This window comes from Sulfurovum zhangzhouensis, from assembly GCF_030347965.1.
Taxonomy (GTDB): domain Bacteria; phylum Campylobacterota; class Campylobacteria; order Campylobacterales; family Sulfurovaceae; genus Sulfurovum; species Sulfurovum zhangzhouensis.
Map to the genome: position 1 here is coordinate 1 of NZ_JAQIBD010000002.1, position 16659 is coordinate 16659.

General features: G+C 39.0%; 21 protein-coding genes. 8 read left to right on the plus strand and 13 right to left on the minus strand.

Annotated features, from left to right (window positions below):
* Positions 1–14 precede the first annotated feature (14 nt).
* From PGH07_RS11450 to PGH07_RS05110, 3 genes are all read left to right on the plus strand, one after another.
* Positions 15–158, plus strand: coding sequence for an EF-hand domain-containing protein (locus PGH07_RS11450; RefSeq protein WP_353049833.1), 144 nt, complete (start codon positions 15–17; stop codon positions 156–158).
* 51 nt (positions 159–209) lie between these two features.
* On the plus strand, positions 210–1157 hold the full coding sequence (locus PGH07_RS05105) for a class I SAM-dependent methyltransferase (protein WP_289413105.1): 948 nt from the start codon (positions 210–212) through the stop codon (positions 1155–1157).
* Between the two features lie 69 nt (positions 1158–1226).
* Positions 1227–1811 carry a Tll0287-like domain-containing protein gene (locus PGH07_RS05110; RefSeq protein WP_289413108.1) on the plus strand — a complete coding sequence of 195 codons (585 nt, stop codon included), beginning with the start codon at positions 1227–1229 and terminating at the stop codon, positions 1809–1811.
* 31 nt (positions 1812–1842) lie between these two features.
* Here PGH07_RS05110 and PGH07_RS05115 read toward each other — a convergent pair whose 3' ends face one another.
* The 7 genes from PGH07_RS05115 to PGH07_RS05145 all read right to left on the minus strand — a co-directional run bounded on the left by PGH07_RS05115 (position 1843) and on the right by PGH07_RS05145 (position 7015).
* On the minus strand, positions 1843–2448 hold the full coding sequence (locus PGH07_RS05115; RefSeq protein WP_289413109.1) for a class I SAM-dependent DNA methyltransferase: 606 nt from the start codon (positions 2446–2448) through the stop codon (positions 1843–1845).
* Positions 2449–2478: 30 nt separating this feature from the next.
* On the minus strand, positions 2479–3132 hold the full coding sequence (locus tag PGH07_RS05120) for a TetR/AcrR family transcriptional regulator (protein WP_289413110.1): 654 nt from the start codon (positions 3130–3132) through the stop codon (positions 2479–2481).
* A gap of 772 nt (positions 3133–3904) precedes the next feature.
* On the minus strand, positions 3905–4345 hold the full coding sequence (locus PGH07_RS05125; RefSeq protein ID WP_289413111.1) for a hypothetical protein: 441 nt from the start codon (positions 4343–4345) through the stop codon (positions 3905–3907).
* Between the two features lie 79 nt (positions 4346–4424).
* Positions 4425–5192 carry a hypothetical protein gene (locus PGH07_RS05130; RefSeq protein ID WP_289413113.1) on the minus strand — a complete coding sequence of 256 codons (768 nt, stop codon included), beginning with the start codon at positions 5190–5192 and terminating at the stop codon, positions 4425–4427.
* A 10-nt stretch (positions 5193–5202) separates the two neighbouring features.
* Positions 5203–5337: an entericidin EcnAB gene (locus tag PGH07_RS05135; protein WP_289413114.1), complete on the minus strand. Its 135-nt coding sequence runs from the start codon at positions 5335–5337 to the stop codon at positions 5203–5205.
* A 41-nt stretch (positions 5338–5378) separates the two neighbouring features.
* The gene (locus PGH07_RS05140; RefSeq protein ID WP_289413115.1) at positions 5379–5705 is read right to left on the minus strand and encodes a DUF6172 family protein; all 327 of its coding nucleotides are present in this window, start codon (positions 5703–5705) and stop codon (positions 5379–5381) included.
* A complete protein-coding gene (locus PGH07_RS05145; protein WP_289413116.1) occupies positions 5702–7015 on the minus strand; it encodes a DEAD/DEAH box helicase in 1314 nt (437 codons plus the stop codon). Before PGH07_RS05145 ends, PGH07_RS05140 begins: the two co-directional genes overlap by 4 nt.
* A 222-nt stretch (positions 7016–7237) precedes the next feature.
* On the opposite strand from PGH07_RS05145, the gene PGH07_RS05150 reads away from it, so the two are divergent.
* Genes PGH07_RS05150 through PGH07_RS05165 form a run of 4 tightly spaced genes read left to right on the plus strand, consistent with a single transcriptional unit; the run spans position 7238 to position 11457 of the window.
* Positions 7238–7564 carry a hypothetical protein gene (locus tag PGH07_RS05150; RefSeq protein WP_289413117.1) on the plus strand — a complete coding sequence of 109 codons (327 nt, stop codon included), beginning with the start codon at positions 7238–7240 and terminating at the stop codon, positions 7562–7564.
* Positions 7565–7610: 46 nt separating this feature from the next.
* A complete protein-coding gene (locus PGH07_RS05155; RefSeq protein WP_289413119.1) occupies positions 7611–10427 on the plus strand; it encodes a helicase-related protein in 2817 nt (938 codons plus the stop codon).
* 12 nt (positions 10428–10439) lie between these two features.
* Positions 10440–10673 carry a hypothetical protein gene (locus PGH07_RS05160; protein ID WP_289413121.1) on the plus strand — a complete coding sequence of 78 codons (234 nt, stop codon included), beginning with the start codon at positions 10440–10442 and terminating at the stop codon, positions 10671–10673.
* 4 nt (positions 10674–10677) lie between these two features.
* Complete coding sequence (locus PGH07_RS05165; protein WP_289413122.1) at positions 10678–11457, plus strand: patatin-like phospholipase family protein; 780 nt, start codon at positions 10678–10680, stop codon at positions 11455–11457.
* Between the two features lie 20 nt (positions 11458–11477).
* Here the strand turns inward: PGH07_RS05165 and PGH07_RS05170 are convergent, their stop codons facing one another.
* The gene (locus PGH07_RS05170) at positions 11478–12140 is read right to left on the minus strand and encodes an Hsp20/alpha crystallin family protein (protein ID WP_289413123.1); all 663 of its coding nucleotides are present in this window, start codon (positions 12138–12140) and stop codon (positions 11478–11480) included.
* A 106-nt stretch (positions 12141–12246) separates the two neighbouring features.
* Here PGH07_RS05170 and PGH07_RS05175 point away from each other — a divergent pair, with 106 nt between their 5' ends.
* The gene (locus PGH07_RS05175) at positions 12247–13407 is read left to right on the plus strand and encodes a DUF819 family protein (protein ID WP_289413124.1); all 1161 of its coding nucleotides are present in this window, start codon (positions 12247–12249) and stop codon (positions 13405–13407) included.
* Here the strand turns inward: PGH07_RS05175 and PGH07_RS05180 are convergent.
* The 5 genes from PGH07_RS05180 to PGH07_RS05200 all read right to left on the minus strand — a co-directional run bounded on the left by PGH07_RS05180 (position 13394) and on the right by PGH07_RS05200 (position 16621).
* Positions 13394–13648: a hypothetical protein gene (locus tag PGH07_RS05180; protein WP_289413126.1), complete on the minus strand. Its 255-nt coding sequence runs from the start codon at positions 13646–13648 to the stop codon at positions 13394–13396. The two genes, PGH07_RS05175 and PGH07_RS05180, sit on opposite strands and share 14 nt — an antisense overlap.
* Positions 13649–13771: 123 nt before the next feature.
* Entirely contained in the window at positions 13772–14293 is a 522-nt protein-coding gene (locus tag PGH07_RS05185) for a DUF2569 domain-containing protein (protein WP_289413129.1), read from the minus strand.
* A complete protein-coding gene (locus PGH07_RS05190) occupies positions 14290–14847 on the minus strand; it encodes a hypothetical protein (protein WP_289413131.1) in 558 nt (185 codons plus the stop codon). Before PGH07_RS05190 ends, PGH07_RS05185 begins: the two co-directional genes overlap by 4 nt.
* Before the next feature lie 119 nt (positions 14848–14966).
* Positions 14967–15251: a GYD domain-containing protein gene (locus PGH07_RS05195; RefSeq protein WP_289413134.1), complete on the minus strand. Its 285-nt coding sequence runs from the start codon at positions 15249–15251 to the stop codon at positions 14967–14969.
* Positions 15252–15286: 35 nt separating this feature from the next.
* Positions 15287–16621, minus strand: coding sequence for a BamA/TamA family outer membrane protein (locus PGH07_RS05200; RefSeq protein WP_289413136.1), 1335 nt, complete (start codon positions 16619–16621; stop codon positions 15287–15289).
* Positions 16622–16659: the final 38 nt, after the last annotated feature.

A 16659-nucleotide genomic window follows, 5' to 3' on the forward strand; every position in this document is an offset into this window, starting at 1 on the left:
CCGAAGAGGGAAGGATGCTCAAAAATGCAGGAAATGCACCCTCTTTTGCAGATATTGATACCAATAGTGACGGGAAGATCACTACAGAAGAGTTTCAGGCTCACCAACAACAAAATAGAATGAAGAACAAACCACTTCAGGGTAAATGCGGTAGATAATCTTTTAAAAAAGATATTCATTTTAGTTCATCTATCCAATAAGGCATAAACTTGAAATTTACTAACCAAACGATGCAAGAGATTATTGCAGAGTTGAGCCAAGAGATCACATCTTTACAACCAGGGGATGTGATCTCATTTGATGTACTTGATCCCGATGAAGGCGGTAAATACGCCGGGGAAGAGGTGATCATAGAAGAAAATGTATTTCTCTATCATGGGTATAAAAGTTGGACGGACCTTGCACAACTGCTACAGTGCAAGATGCTGACACCGCATGGCAGTACCTATCCATTTATTACACTACACTTTGAAAAACTTCAGACATTCACATTTCATAATATACTACCAGAGGATAAAAAAGAGAAGTACGGCATTGATTCTATATTTTTCAATATTAATAAAATGGAAGAGCCTGCATTCCTCTACTATTATCTCCAGGCGTTGGATAATGTCAAACTGGTACAAAAAAAGCGTGTTTTGAATCTAGGTATCAACAGGGGAGATGAGTTTATAGCCCTCAAATCTCATCTGGATAACATTACTTATCAAAAGATAAAGCTAGTGGGCATTGACCATTCACAAAGTGCCATCACTTATGCAAAAATGTTACTTCCTGAAAAGAATGTAGAACTATATGCTGAAGATATCAATGCACTGGATTCCTTGAATCTTGGAAGATTTGACCTGATTGTCTCTATTGGTACATTGCAAAGCCCTTCCATAAACTTCAAGCCTTTTTTGATGAATCTTGTACAAAACTACATAGATAAAGAGCAGGGTGCTTTGATCCTAGGTTTTCCAAACTGCCGATGGATTGGAGGAGAGATGCTTTATGGTGCAAAAGCTCCAAATTACGCGATGAGTGAACTTTCATTACTTTTTAATGATGTCATTTTTGCAAAAAAATATCTACAACAGCATAAATTTCGTGTAACATTAACAGGTAAAGAGTATATCTTTCTTACGGCTACCAAAATCACTTCAAAAACAGAGTGATATATTTTATTTTAAGAAACTATACTTATAATTCCAATAAAGTTTTTTTATAATTTGAAGGACTCTACTATGAAATTTCCTACTTTACTACTTTCAACATTGCTTACTACATCATTATATGCAGTGGATCAAAATGCATCTAGCGAGCAGATGAATGTCAAAATGGAAGGAATCGGCTATATAAAGAAGCTAGGCGGTACGCTTAAGAGTGAGCTTCAAAAACACATGCAAGTAGATCCTACGGGTGTTGCTGCTTTTGGTTTTTGTACAGCAAAAGCTATGGAGATCACTGAAGAGGTAAACAAAGAGCTTCCTGCTAATGCAAAAGTAAGAAGAACTGCACTCAAAACACGTAATGAGATGAATATGCCAGATGCAACGGATATAGCAGTGATGGAGAGCTATCTCAAAGCAATTGAAGAGAAGAGATTTACTCCGCAAGATATCAAAATCGTAGAAGAGGGTAATACGACAAGAGTTTATAAACCACTTCTTACTGATGGTGTTTGCCTCAAATGCCATGGTCAAAATGTGAGTACCGAAATTCAAGAGATGATCATTACCAGCTATCCTAAAGATGAAGCAATGGGCTTTAAAGAGGGTGATCTAAGAGGTGTGGTTGTAGCTGAGATCATTAAGAAGTCAGACAAATAAGGGAAACCCCTTATTTTTATATTTTTAAATATTATTTTATTGCAGTCATCAAAAAAACCGTAAAATCCCTATGCGGTTTTTTGATAGTACTGGCTGTAGAAAATGTCACGTCACTAAATCCTGCTTCAGCAGCGTACTGCGCAAGTTTATGTCTATCAAATCCATAATGGAATACCCCTGTATTATCGCTATGAAAACTTCCGTCTTCACTATCAAGATCCGCCAAAGCGATAAATCCTCCATCATCTACCATATTATAAAGCTTATTAAGAAGTGCAGGGGTATCTTCTATATGATGTATCGTCATTGATGAGATCACACCATCATAACGTTCAGGAGCATCATACTGAACAATATCAATATGTTTTACCTCTGTTCTACAGGCAAATTCATCACATTTACTCTCAAATTCCTTTAGCATGGAAGGCGAACTGTCAACTGCAACAATTTTATCGACAAAAGGAGCGATAAAATAGCTTAAAAGGCCGGTTCCTGCACCCAAATCCATAACATTCATTGATTTTTCAAGATTAATATTTTTTACTATCAGATCACTGATCGCTTTTGCGTTCTTGACACGGTTACTGTTCATATCCCAATTTTTTGATTTATCAGCAAAAAGATCTTTATTTTTCATACATATTCCTTAATATTAATTAGTATGTGCCTAAAATAGCGTATTTTGTTTCTCGAGTTTTATGTTGTCCCAGAAGAGATCTACATGTTTTTCGAACATTGACACTACCGAAGAGGTCGATTTTTTGTCTAATTTTAGCAAAGAAACCTGCATTTGATAGAAAAACAGGGGTGAAAAGAACTCATTAGCCAGTAAAAGAGGATCACCAGACTTTATCATCTCATCTTGCATCATAGAAAAGAAGATTCCTGAGAGCTTTTTTACGTTTTCCTGGTAAAAATGTTCATTGTAGATCTCTCTGATACGTTCATTACGGTATATCTCCTGCATCAAAAGTTTGAAAAGAGCTTCATTTTGCCCGTCAAAGCCTATAAGCTTAAAAGTAGTGGCAATACTCATTAAAAGCGATTTTCCCTGTTTATGAAGCTCCTGAGCCTCTTTATCGGCAAATATCTGGACAATGGCTGAAGAAGTTAGCTCGGAAACCAGTGTTTCCAGTATCTCATCCTTGTTTTTAAAGTGATTATAGAGTGCACTCTGCTTCAATCCCATAGCTCCGGCTATATCTCTTACAGTTGTTGCTTTATATCCCTTAGAGGAGAAGAGTTTTAGTGATGTTTTGAGTATTTTATTCTTTGTATTATTACCCCTGGATAGGGCTGTATTAACGTTCTGTTCGGACATTGAGGCTCCTTTGCATGCCATTATAGTGAACAATTGTTCATTTGTCAAGAGTATTATATTTCAATATTATGAACAATTGTTCATTTAAGAAATCAATCAAATTATTATTTATGAACAAACGTTCATATTTATTATTATTCATCAAATATAAAATGAACATTTGTTAATTAAATCCTCTGCAAAGACCTGAAATAGGCATATTGTTTGGGATATAAATATTTTTAATTGGGTAGAGTGTGCACGTACAGACAATTGAGATTATGCTATTGGCTTGAGTGATGACGCATATTGCACAATAGGTAATAAAACGTATTCAAGAGAGAGAATAAATAATAATATTTCTAAATATTAGATACTTATCTTGTGATTTGCTTAAATACGTATTTTGCTATTCAAAATTAATATTTAATAATATAATTAAATATATAGATCATAGATCGTTATCTTTAATAACATTATTATGAGAAAATTTTTATTATCTCTTTTAAACCATTAATATTTTGTTTTAAACCTTGGATAATAAAAAATAAAACTCTTTATTTAGGACATATCAAGAAATGTACTTAGTTTGAAAAGATGGAGATACCAATCTGCAATGATTTAATATAGTGAGTTTTATTGTTTGCATTACTTATGGATTTTTTTCTCCAAATAGATGAATATTTAGTCTATCATATTACTTGAAGATTGTATATTTATTTTTTTAATATATTTTATATTATGTTAACCAATATATATTTTTAACCCGATACTGATAATTATTTGTGTATTGCTACACAAATAACTGTTGGTTGACTTTTGCCAATTCTCTTAATTTATGACGAGTAATATCATCTATCGGTTTTTGTTTGATCTTTTCAACCATACCTATAAGTTGGTCATAACTTTTAAAATCCAATTTTTGTTTGTGCAGTGCTGCCTGACTCAAATATGACAATACTTCATCTTTAGTAACGATGTCATGGTTTTCAAGACTGTTTATCATCATTGATAACAAAACCCCATCTTCTTCATCTATAAGTTCTGATGCTATTAACTTAGCAGCATCTTCTTCCAATCCACGGTTGAGTAAGATCTTTGCAATGCTTGATATGATAGAAGAATGGTTAACTTTACTATAACCTATCCTGTTTTCTACTGTTTCACCCATGAGAGGATTCAGTGCCAATCCAGTAATGATAAGTGTTATCGTGATAAAGTTTTGTTTATTCATGATTAATTCCTTTATATTGCATTAGCCTTATCTATATCATAGATAAAAAAGGTTAACCAACGATATCATTTTCTGCCCATTATTCAAACAACTGCCAAAATTCATTGAAACTATTTTCAAACTCTTTGAGTCTCAACTTCAGGGCATCAAGGATGATATCTGATTTACATAAAAAGAAAAAGACTCTCGGAGAATACGGCTTGTGTTTTATCGCTATCACATGTCGATACTCATCTTTAAGTGAAACAAGTAAACTTTCTATCTGTTCATCATGAGAAAAACAACGGCTCAAATGCTGATAAACGATGCATATCTCAAGATACGGCAGTCTATAAAAGTAGCTTACTTCATCCGCAAAAATATATTTATGCGGATAGACTTTTTGTTGGTAGTGATCATTTAATGTGAGATACTCGAAACACTTGTCTGCCCTATTACACTTAAGAGCCATACCGTTATCTGGAGCTACCGCTACGATCTGTGATTTTGAAGCAAAGGTCAGGGCATTATTAAGCCATAGATACCGATCCTCTAATGCTTTAGGGACTTCATTATAGTAGAAGATCGCATTTTTAAGGAGCTTCATCTCTTCAAGTTCTGTCACTTCACGTTTGTCACGCATCAAAATATCCATCAATGAGTACTCCAAATACTCATCAGTTCCCATCATACGTTCGAAGTAGTCGATATGTCTGCCGTCATTGTTAGTTTCATCTTCACCCTTATGCATGAACCATATCTGAGCCAATGCTTTACCGTCAAGCGGACTCTCTTGATGGTTGAAGAGATATCTAAAAAGTTGGAACTTTCCAAAGTCCCCTACATCAGCGACATATCTATCCTGCACCTACACCACCCTAGTCTGCAGTGGCTTCATGTACTGTCTGTTTAGTAGATTTCCATGCTGATTTACTGTCACTTTTAATACCTGACCATGTTTTTGAACAACCGCTCAATGCGCCAACTATAAAAAGTGCTAAAATAGTTAACATAAGTTTTTTCATTATCTATATCCTCTTAATTTTTTGAAGTATTATAGCGTATCTGCATTTTCATTTGTAGTCGTGGCAGTGTCTCTTGGAGGTTTTACTTCAGCCCTGCTAATGATCTCTATATAACACTCCGTCCAACCTGCTTCTACAACTTTATCTAATCCTTCTATGATACTGTTAAACGTAACTATTTCTGCATTCTGGGCACTATCACCGAACTTGCAGTCAAAGTTCCAGAACATTTTCTCTGCATCCGGAAGTTTTTTCCCACGTTCTCTTTTGATATATTTTCTTATCTCATGTTTGATCGCTTCTACGATACGGTCCGGATGTCGTTTCTCATCTTGTAATTTAAATGTTTTTTTCATGATTTATCTCCTCTGTTACTCTTGCGATTTCTATTGCGGTTGTTACTTCTACGCCCATCTTTTCTTTCACTCTTCTCTTTATTATCGGATCTGTTGGAACGTGATCTACTGTTATTATAAGAAGATTTTGATTTTTGTGATTTGCTTTTTTGTATCGGTTCAGCTTTGATATTAGGATCCGGAGTGAAAGCCGGTATATCTACTTTTTTGATTTCTGTCTTTATAAGCTTTTCTATATTTGCCAAAAGATCAAACTCATCGATGCAGACAAGAGAAATTGCTTCCCCTGCATTCCCTGCACGCCCTGTCCTACCTATACGGTGTACATAGTCCTCCGGTACATTCGGCAGTTCATAGTTGACGACATGAGGCAGTTGATCTATATCAAGCCCGCGTGCTGCGATATCCGTAGCTACAAGCACCTGTATCTCTTTAGCTTTGAAGCTTTCAAGTGCTTTGGTTCTAGCACCCTGACTCTTATTACCGTGGATAGCAGCAGCTTTGATACCGGACTCTTCAAGCTGCTTTGTAAGTCTGTTTGCTCCATGTTTTGTTCGTGTAAATACCAGTACCTGCTCCCACTTCTTTGTCTTGATTAGCTGAGAAAGCAGTTCTCTTTTACGGTGTTTATCCACATAGTGTACTACTTGTGATATCTTCTCACCAGTACTGTTCTCGCGTGCCACTTCTACATGAACAGGGTCTTTAAGCAGTGTAGCAGCAAGTTTTTTAATCTCATTAGAAAAAGTTGCAGAAAAAAGAAGCGTCTGTCTGTCTGTCGGCATCAGCTTTATTAAACGTTTGATATCGTGGATAAAACCCATGTCAAGCATCCGATCCGCCTCATCAAGTATCAGACACTCAAGCTTGGAAAAGTCTATCCCTTTTTGCCCGGCAATATCCAGTAACCTTCCCGGTGTGGCAATGACGATATCCACCCCTTTTCTTATCGTAGCAAGTTGTGGATTTATCCCTACTCCGCCATAGATAACAGCTGTACGGTAAGGAAGATGCTTCCCGTAGGTTTTAACAGACTCATTTACTTGTGCAGCTAGCTCACGAGTAGGAGTCAAGACTAAAGCCCGTATTTGATATTTATTCATATTAGGTTTAGTTTGACTGAGCCTTTCTAGAAGTGGCAAAGTAAAACCTGCCGTCTTGCCAGTACCTGTCTGGGCAGCAGCCAAAACATCCTTCTTTTGGATGATGAGTGGAATCGCTTTCGCCTGTATCGGAGTAGGTTTTGTGTATCCAGTCTCTTTGATGGCTTTAAGTAGTGGTTGGGAAAGTCCCAATGAAGAAAATGACATTCAGTGTCGCCTTTTGTCGGGCATTGCCCATATAGTAACGCGATTATATCATAAGTTTTCAACTGCCCTAGCGTTTCCCTACCCCGTGGGGATCGGTAGACTTGTAGAGAATCATAAAAAAGCATATAAACATTAATAATATGACTATTTGACATATTTTATAACTGACCGTAAAATATACTATATTATCGTATATCCACAAAACATATCAAGGAGTCTAAGGTGGAAGGAACTATGAAAGTCAGCTATACCATTATGTGCAACAACGATGTCAACCATGAGATTACTCTCTCGGAGATCTTATCCAATGAAAAAGTAACTAAAGTAATCAAAAGTGAGTTTGCCAAAGGTCTTAGAAATCTTACTCTCACCACAAATACTGAAGCCTCACTTTTTATCAAAACAGAAAAAGAGGTCTATGAGTTCATCGTTGATAAAAATGATTTTGCAGATATCCTTGTATTGGCTGAGGAAGATGCACGTAAACATAAACGTATCAAAAAAGAGTGTGAAGGTGTAGAATTGGTAGATATCGTAACGTTAGACTAACGCATCTATGTTATACTTAACTAAAACTATTTACTAAGACTTTCCTATGGCCAAAAAAAAGAAGAAACACTTTATAAAACTCAACAATAAAATCAGAAACTATTTTCAGGGACTCCCTTTTGACGAAGGTATCACTATGATGGATGATGACAAGCTTATCGAACTGGTCATGTTTCTAGAGATACCAATGGCAAGACTGGAACGGGATGAGATGATCAGGGCACTCAGACGAGTCTGGAGTGAAGAGGGATACAAGACCAGAGAACAGATCGTCTCTTATCTTACCCAACCCTATAGAGCAGTACCAAAAGGTGAAAACGTACCTACCTATATAGATAAAGTGGAAAGGATACTTCAACTGCTTGAAGGTGTAGAATATACAAAAGATGAAGAGAACAGGATCCTGGAATCATTTATTGATGTACGTTCTTCCAAGATCACTAAAGACAAGGTCATTGCAAAACTTGGTTATCTACGACTTAAAGGGCGTTTGCATACTTTGGAGAAATCACTTGATGTACAGTTTAACAGTCTCAATGAAATGACATTCTATGAGAGTTTTACCTTTTGTTTAAAAGAGCATGACTTTACCAAAAAACTGTTGTGTACTTCAGATCCTATCCATTTAGAAGAGCTATGGGAAAAGAGTGATGAAGAGATCACTGCATTGCTCAGTGAGATAAAAGAGAAGGTCTATCAGGAGAAAAAAACATCGCTGGATATATTTCTTGCACACCTCAAAGAGTACCACCATCCTTACCTCACGGAAGAAGAGATGAGCAAAGCGTTAAAGCGCATGGCTCCCGAAGACAGCCTGTATCATGCACCTATAGAGTTCGAAACTATTGAAAAAATATTAAGTAATATTAGTAAAAAATATGATGTTTTTGAAAGTATTGATCATATCATTATAGAAAAAGAAAAGAACTATGTACTTTTTGGCAGAACCCTCTTCTATATGACCTCTGTATCTTATGAGAAAACTCTTCTTTACAGCTTTATCTGGCGCGGTGAAGAGCTCCCTGTCAAAGATGAACTCAACGATGTCAACGACAGGCTGCTTGCACACTTTAAACTTGCGGTCGAAGAGGTTTACGAAGAGATGCGTCAAATGTGCGGTACGCTCAAAGTAGATGAAGAAGTGATAGAAGGATTTATCGTTCGATATCTAGAAGCACAGGTTCTCTCATCACGTACATTGAGGGTCAAAGAGAAGTCCAAACGCCGTATACTCTTTCATTTCGGAGAATACCTCAAACCGCTGCTCGCGAAACAGAAACGTGAAGAGCTGTTGGCAAAAACAATCCGTGATTTCAAAAGGCTCTTCCCTCTTGCACGTGAACTTAAACGGAAGATTATTTTCCATGTAGGTCCTACAAATTCAGGAAAAACCTATAGCGCACTCCAAGCACTCAAAGATGCAACAACAGGATACTACTTGGCCCCACTGCGTCTACTTGCTCTGGAAGGATATGAAAACCTTAAAGCAGAGGGTGTACACACTTCGCTTATCACAGGAGAAGAAGAGATCATCGATGAAGCATCCACTCATATCTCCTCTACTATAGAGATGATGAACAGTAGCGTAGATGTGGATGTCTGTGTGATCGATGAAATACAGATGATCGCGGATAGAGACCGAGGATGGGCATGGGCAAACGCACTCATCGGTGCTCCGGCCAAAACTGTTATCCTGACAGGTTCTTCTGATGCACTTGAAGCAGTGACAGAAATATGCGAATACCTTGAAGAAGAACTTGAAGTCAAACACTTTGAACGCAAAAATGAACTCGTAGTGATGACCGACCCTACTTCTATCAAGCAAATAGAACCTAAAACAGCGATCGTTGCTTTCTCCCGGAAAGAGGTACTGGCTCTCAAACAGAGGCTCAGTGAACGCTACCGCGTCTCTGTAGTATACGGAAACCTTTCACCGGAAGTCAGACGTGAAGAAGCAAGGCGTTTTAGAGAAGGCGAGAGTGATATCCTGGTTGCAACCGATGCGATTGCTATGGGACTTAACCTTCCTATTAAAACGATACTCTTTGCTAAAGACAATAAATTTGACGGGCTAAGAAGACGTGAACTGATGCCAACAGAGGTCAAACAGATCGCCGGCCGTGCAGGTCGTTACGGTATCGAAGAAAAAGGATATGTTGGAGCACTGGATGAGACGATACTTTATACGATAGATGAAGCATTTCACTCTCCCCTGCCAGACCTGAAACTTCCATTTACAGTGATGGCCAGCTTGGAGCATGTCATGCTGATCGGAGAAATATTGGAGACTGACAATATCCTTGAAATCCTGGGCTTCTTTGCAGACAATATGGAGTTTGAAGGACCGTTTGTCGCAGCCAATATCGATTCAATGCTTGAAATCGCAACCATCGTAAGCGAATATGAGCTGGATCTTAAAACACGCTACTATCTTTCATGTGCACCGGCAAGTATATCCTCCCCGTATATAGAGTCGGTCTTTCACCGTTATATCAGACAGATCGAAGCAGGTAAAAAAGTGCTATACATTCCGCCAAGAGACCTTCCGGCCTTTGCACAGACCAATGACATGCTGCTTAATGCTGAAGATCGTGTTCGTGAGATATCTCTCTATTTATGGCTTAGTTTCAAATTCCCTGATCTCTTTGAAGATACACAAAAAGCGGTCGATGCAAGAGTAAGACTCAACCAGTTTATAGAAAAATCACTGCAAAAAGGAAGCTTCACCAAAACTTGTAGAAAATGTGGGAAAGTACTGGATTTCTCTTACCGTTTTTCCATCTGTGACGAGTGTCACAGCAAAGGTAGCAGAGGCGGTTTTGGTGCACCAAAACGTGGCAGTTATAACCGTCGAAGAAAATAAGAAGGATCAATTTTGCACACACCTCTTACTAAAGAGCAGCAAGAACTTTATGCACACAAAGATACATTTATTGCACAGAAGGCCGAGCTTCTAAAAGAGTATAAAAGCTATCAGAAAGATCTTGAATTTGCAGAAAATGACTTTGAAAAAGGCTTAGTCTTAGCAAAAAGGGGAAATCTGGCAGTACAGATCAAAGCACTCGGACAACAGATACGAGAGATAGAAAGCTGGGAGAATCAAGTATAAAGCTATGAAAAATAACCTTCAAAATACTCCTTTTTCTTTAGTGCTAGCAGGGGGTGGTGCATTGGGTATCGCACATCTTGGCGTACTTCATGATCTTGAGATAAAAGGGATCAAACCACAAGAGATCATAGGTACCAGTATGGGTGGGATTATCGGTGCATGTGCAGCTATAGGCCTTAGTGAAGCTGCTATCTATGAACATATAAGTAACTTTTCCGGTCTTCTCAACTGGGTCAAGTTCTCATGGAGTGGAAATGCAGTAGTCTCCAATGATAAGATTGAACGCATCTTTGCAAATATATTTGGTGATAAAAAGATGTGTGATACAACTATACCGCTCAAACTAATAGCTACCAATCTTCATACAGGTGAAAAAAGAGTCTTTAACAGGAGTGATAACGTATTGATCAAAGATGCTCTACTCTGTACGATGGCGATACCCGGCATCTTTGATGAACATATCATTAGTGATACTGCCTATGCAGATGGATTTTTATGCGAGAACCTTGGTCTCAATGAAGCGACATATGAAACGATCCTGGCAGTTGACGTGCTAGGGAAAAACTCATTTGACCATGATCTTCCCGATAACTTTTTCAAAACCAATAATGTTTTAGAGATGTTTGAGAAATCTATGAGACTACTGATCTATAATCAAACACAGTCGAATCTAAAAAAGCTAGAAAAAAACATCATACTTCTAGAGCCTAATACTAAAAAATATAAAACATATCATTTTCATAAGACTTTGGAGATAAGAGCCCTTGGTATCGGGCTCTTATAGGATAAAAACCTGTATTCCACTTAGGCCTCAGTCACTGAATGGGGTACTTTATGATAGGTTTTATTGTTGTCCTCTGGCTTATGTGAAGGCATCAAAGTAGGTTTATTCGGGTCAGTTGCCCTCTTTTCTTCCATAGGTTTAGGTGTAGGTATTTGTATATGAGAGTTTTTTTGCTTCTGGACCGTTACTACGATCATACCGTTGTCTTCTTCCATTTTAATACTTTGTTCATCAGCATCATCAGGAAGTCTCTGTGAACGCTGCATCACTGAGGTAAAACTTTGCCGTGACTGTATTCCCTGTTGTTGTGTGTTAGAAGTATGTGTTACTTTAGCCCTAAAGGTGAGTACTCTATCCCGGACAGAAAGATTTATCTCATTATCTTTGTTGGCTTCTATGCCGGTGTTATATAGATATTGAGTTCCGCTATCTATGAATATACTCTCGTTCGTAGGTGTCAGTGATGGCATATGATATTGCATATTTGGCTGGCTAAGCTGTTGTGAACGCATCTGCATCCGTTGGTTCATACGCTCAAACACTTTATCCATCTCTTTTTGCATTTCGTACATCTCTTTAAAGAGATCATCACCGAACGGATCATCAAGAACGGGGTCATTTGCTTGCAAGGTAATTGCACTTAAGATCGGTACAAGCAAGAACGTAATTTTATTTTTGAACATCTGATACTCCTTACTGGTATTTAAAAAATTATAAAAAAGTTAGGTTAATCTTTTTTAAATAACACGACACACGCTATAATAGCTCTAAATCGTATAAAGGGATACAGTGATAGAGAATGGTTGGGAGTATATCGTACTGCTGGTAATGGTCGCATCATCTATCGTTTTGATAGAGAAAAAGACACAAGCGAAGCTTTTTGAGTATCTTCCCTCTATCGTGATCCTCTACTTTACGGTGATGCTACTCTCTACACTAGGAGTCTGGCAAAGAACCCCTGAGATCACCGCTACCTATAAAACACTCAAAGCCAATCTGCTTCCTGCCATGATCTTTCTGCTGCTTCTTTCTGCAGATATACGTCATATCGCCAGACTTGGCAAAAAGATGATACTCACCTTTCTTCTTGCATCTATCAGCATCTCTATAGGATTCATCGCGATGTTCGCACTTTTGCATACCTACTTCGAACCTGATTCATGGAGAGCATTTGCAGCGCTTAGCGGATCATGGATGGGTGGCACGGGCAATATGGTGGCGATCCAGGGGGCACTGGATATCCCTGACAGCAAAATGGGATATGCCCTGCTGATCGACTCAATAGACTATGCGATATGGGTGATGATACTGCTTGCCCTCGTACCCTTTGCAAACAGGTTTAACCACTGGAGCAAGTCTGATACGTCGGTGATCGATAAAGTAGGAGAGAAACTCTCACTCAATCAACAAGAACAAAAAAGTTCTCCCCTCTCACTCTTTACCCTACTCAGTGCTGCAGGGCTTATCTCTGTGACGTCACAGTGGTTGGCTGCCCTCCTTCCGGCAACGGATTTTCTGACCGATACGACCTGGGTTGTGATCATTGCAACAATGGCTGGAATTGGACTGGCGATGACACCGCTAGCAAAAATGTCAGGTTCGATGAAACTTGGCAATATGATGCTCTATTTACTTGTAGCACTGATCGCAAGCCGTGCAGACTTTGCCGAACTTACCGAAGCTCCGCTCTATATCATGGCAGGCTTTATCATCATAGCAGTCCATGCTCTTGTCATGGTACTCTTTGCCAAACTTTTCAGACTTGACCTTTTCAGCATCGGCGTAGCATCCCTTGCCAACATCGGCGGAGTAGCCTCAGCACCCATACTCGCCTCAGCCTACTCCAAAGCCCTGATCCCTATCGGTATCCTGATGGCGATGATGGGATATATCCTGGGCACGTTTGGCGGTTTGATGGTGGGTAAGGTGTTGGAGATTATTGGCGGATGATATTTAGCGTGATTCCATAAATACCGTTCATGGTGAGCTTGTCATGTATAAGCAGCGCACAAATTTGGTTATTATCGGATTTTAGAAATGATCCATGAGTACCATTAATTACAACAGACTCATATTCTTTTGGCATTGTAATTAACTCGTTAGCCGGTTTGGAAAGATACCACCCAACACCCCACAACATCGTCAAGGCAAATACAAAAGCGAAAATCAATAAATATATACGATATTTCATGGCACTCACTTTTCTCGCTCCTAAACTAGGTTTGGGAGTGTATAGTCAACTTTTATATTAAATTTTCCGCAAAGATTCTCAAAGACAATTTGGAAACCAGCAAAATTACTTAAAACCTCCAAATCAACTGACACTTTTGGAAGTCGGCTGTATCTGTTGCTGGGGCATTTTCTCAACAAATGTGGCTTTAACACGTTTTGAAACCAGCATATACGGTATCCAGATAATAGAAGCAATAAGAGTACGTGCGAACTCCTTGGTAGTATCCGGATCGAACATGGGCTCATCAGGAAGAATAAAGGTAACCAGCCATGAATCTAATGGTATAAAAATTAGCGATAGTAGCAATATGGCAATGTAGACTTTTGGGAACAGATAGTGCTTTGAAAAGAACAGATAAATGAGATATATCGAAGCAAAAATCATAATGGAATTGAATGCCATTTCACCAATGAGCAATGGTCCCCAGAGTGGGTGGTATGCTTCTGAACCAATGGTGGTCAATGCCTCCCACATACCGTCTTCAAAGATCGGCTCATAAAGCGGTATCAACATGATTAACAATCTGACAGGAGCAAAAACCACTCCCAGTCCAACCAGGATCAGCCAGCCGCCAAGTCCTTTTAATTCTTTATTTTCATTCATTGATTCACCTTTGGACACATACGTTCAGGAATCCGCGTATCACAAACCGTGATCTCTTTGAAATAGTTTGACCACTGTACAATTTGTTCTTTTGTTGGCTCAGACTTAAATGCTTTCTGCACGACATAGAAACTGTCATTGCCTTTCATGGCTTTAAAGAAGGTGATTTCCGGCTTTCCTGTTTCCTTGTTCAAAGGACAGGACTGCATCCAAAATGAAAATGAGTAGCCGTTCTCTTCACCCTTGGCTATCGAAAACACCTTACTGTCTTTACATGAAGCACTCCAAAGCTCATTTATACGTGCCTGAAACTCTTTAGGAGTAACATCGTTCATCCCTAGAAAAACCTGCGTGGTTACCATCTCTGTCCAACTCTCGACTGTCTCACTTTGAGGTACCATCTCTGTGATCATCATATTCCCCTGTTGTCTCTGAAAATCAACCTTGTATCCTTCAGGCAAAGTTTGAATGAGATTCTCATTTTGAAGATCTGAACTCCACGATAAAGATGATAAAGCAAATAAGAAAAAAGACGCTGTTTTAAATAATTTCATATACTTCCCCTTATTGAAGTATCCAAAGTATATCAAAAGTCTCTTCTATTTTAAGATGTCAGTCAATTTTAAGTCTTGTTTCTCTCTCCCCTATAGATGAGTCATGGCTTCACTCGCACTTACTTTCCAGGGATCAACTTGTCAAATTCATCCATGCTCACCGCTGGTGTAGTCGTGAAAGTGATACCAAGCTGTCTACTTAGCTCGACAGAGGCCTTTAGTGCCATCTCAATATTCGGAAACTCAACAAGTGCGATGATATCTGTCTCCCCAAGAAGTGCATATGCGGCTTTAAGCTCACCCCCGCAATCACTGATAATATCGTTGGCGATATCGGTTCTCTTAGCGCTTATCTTCTCCATAGCCCCAGGCGTATATTTGCCAAACATAATGAATGTAGTCATCTTAGTTGCTCCTTTCTGCTTATATGATGCAATATCTAAAAATCAAACGGGTGTCTGACCATCACCCATGCCTCTACGCCTTCATCCCCATAGGCTACATCGATACGTACAGGCAACTCTGCAGCCAAGGCACGCAGTGAGATACCAACATCATATTTCATATCACTCAGCAGTTCAGTGTTGTAGCGGTCATGTACACGTCCTGCTTCTACAAACCCGACTACTTGAAACCAGTCTATCGGTATGTTCTCCGCAGCCCACTCTCCAAAAGTTCCGTCCTTGATAGGATTATAGTCAAGTACTGCGCGATACTCTGCTGTGGCATAGATCGCTGCTTTATCAGCAAACCTGTTAGCATCATACCCTCTCATACGGACAAAGCCTCCAAGTCTCGGCCCTTCCCACATAGGCGGTCTGTGTGCATCTATACCCGGGAGGTACTCATTGTTGTTCTCCCAGCTAAAAGAGTATGCTGTCCAGAAGTTCAAGGCCAGTACATTTTGGCGTGTAAAAGAGAAGGTATCCAATTCAAAATATTTACTGGCCTTAAACTCTAAAAAGTCCCAGCTTTGCAGACTCTCATACTTACCGAAGTCTTTTGAGTACTGAAGGAAAAAGCTGTAGCCTCTTGAGGGGTTATCATCAAAGTCGGTGTTGTCATGAGACATAAATACTCTTAGCCCTGTACTGTTCCACTCTTTGGGTACATCGATACCTACTCCAAGTGCGTCGATATAATTATCGATCTTTTGATGATGATAGAAAGCAGTGAATCCTACACTTGTTCTTCCTGTCACAAAAGGCATCCCACCGCCTGCATCTTCACGGCCTACTACAAATCCGTCTTTGATCTCATATAGACCACCCGGATTATCTATCCCCTCACCCCAGGGAAGCACATAACTAAAAGTTCCCGTAAGCATATTGTTAGTTGCTGGGCTGTTCAAAACATCCTTATCACTGGACTCATGCGTACTGTCAAAATAAAAGTTTTGCTCAGCTATTGTAGTGAGATACCCGTATGAACTGAAAAAGAACCGTTCACTACCTGGTATCCTTACATTATCCAGATAGTAAAAACCACCCCGTGTATATTCACTCTCTTTTGTACCGTTGATCACTACATCCTTTTTCAGGCCGCCGAATGCACTAAGTATCAGAGTGGTTTGAGGTTGTAGAAAACCTTGTACGATCGCAGCCATTCCACCACCGGTTCCCATAGATTCAGAACTATATGCAAATGGCAGAAGGATCAGGTTGTCTTCTCTGTAAAAAAGTATGTCAGTAAGGAGGGATGAACTGTTGGTAGACTCTGCTACAACTAATGATGAAGCCAGTAGTGAAATGTATGAGAGTTTTTTAATTTGCATAATAATCATTATAGCTTTACTATAATTAAGTAACTATA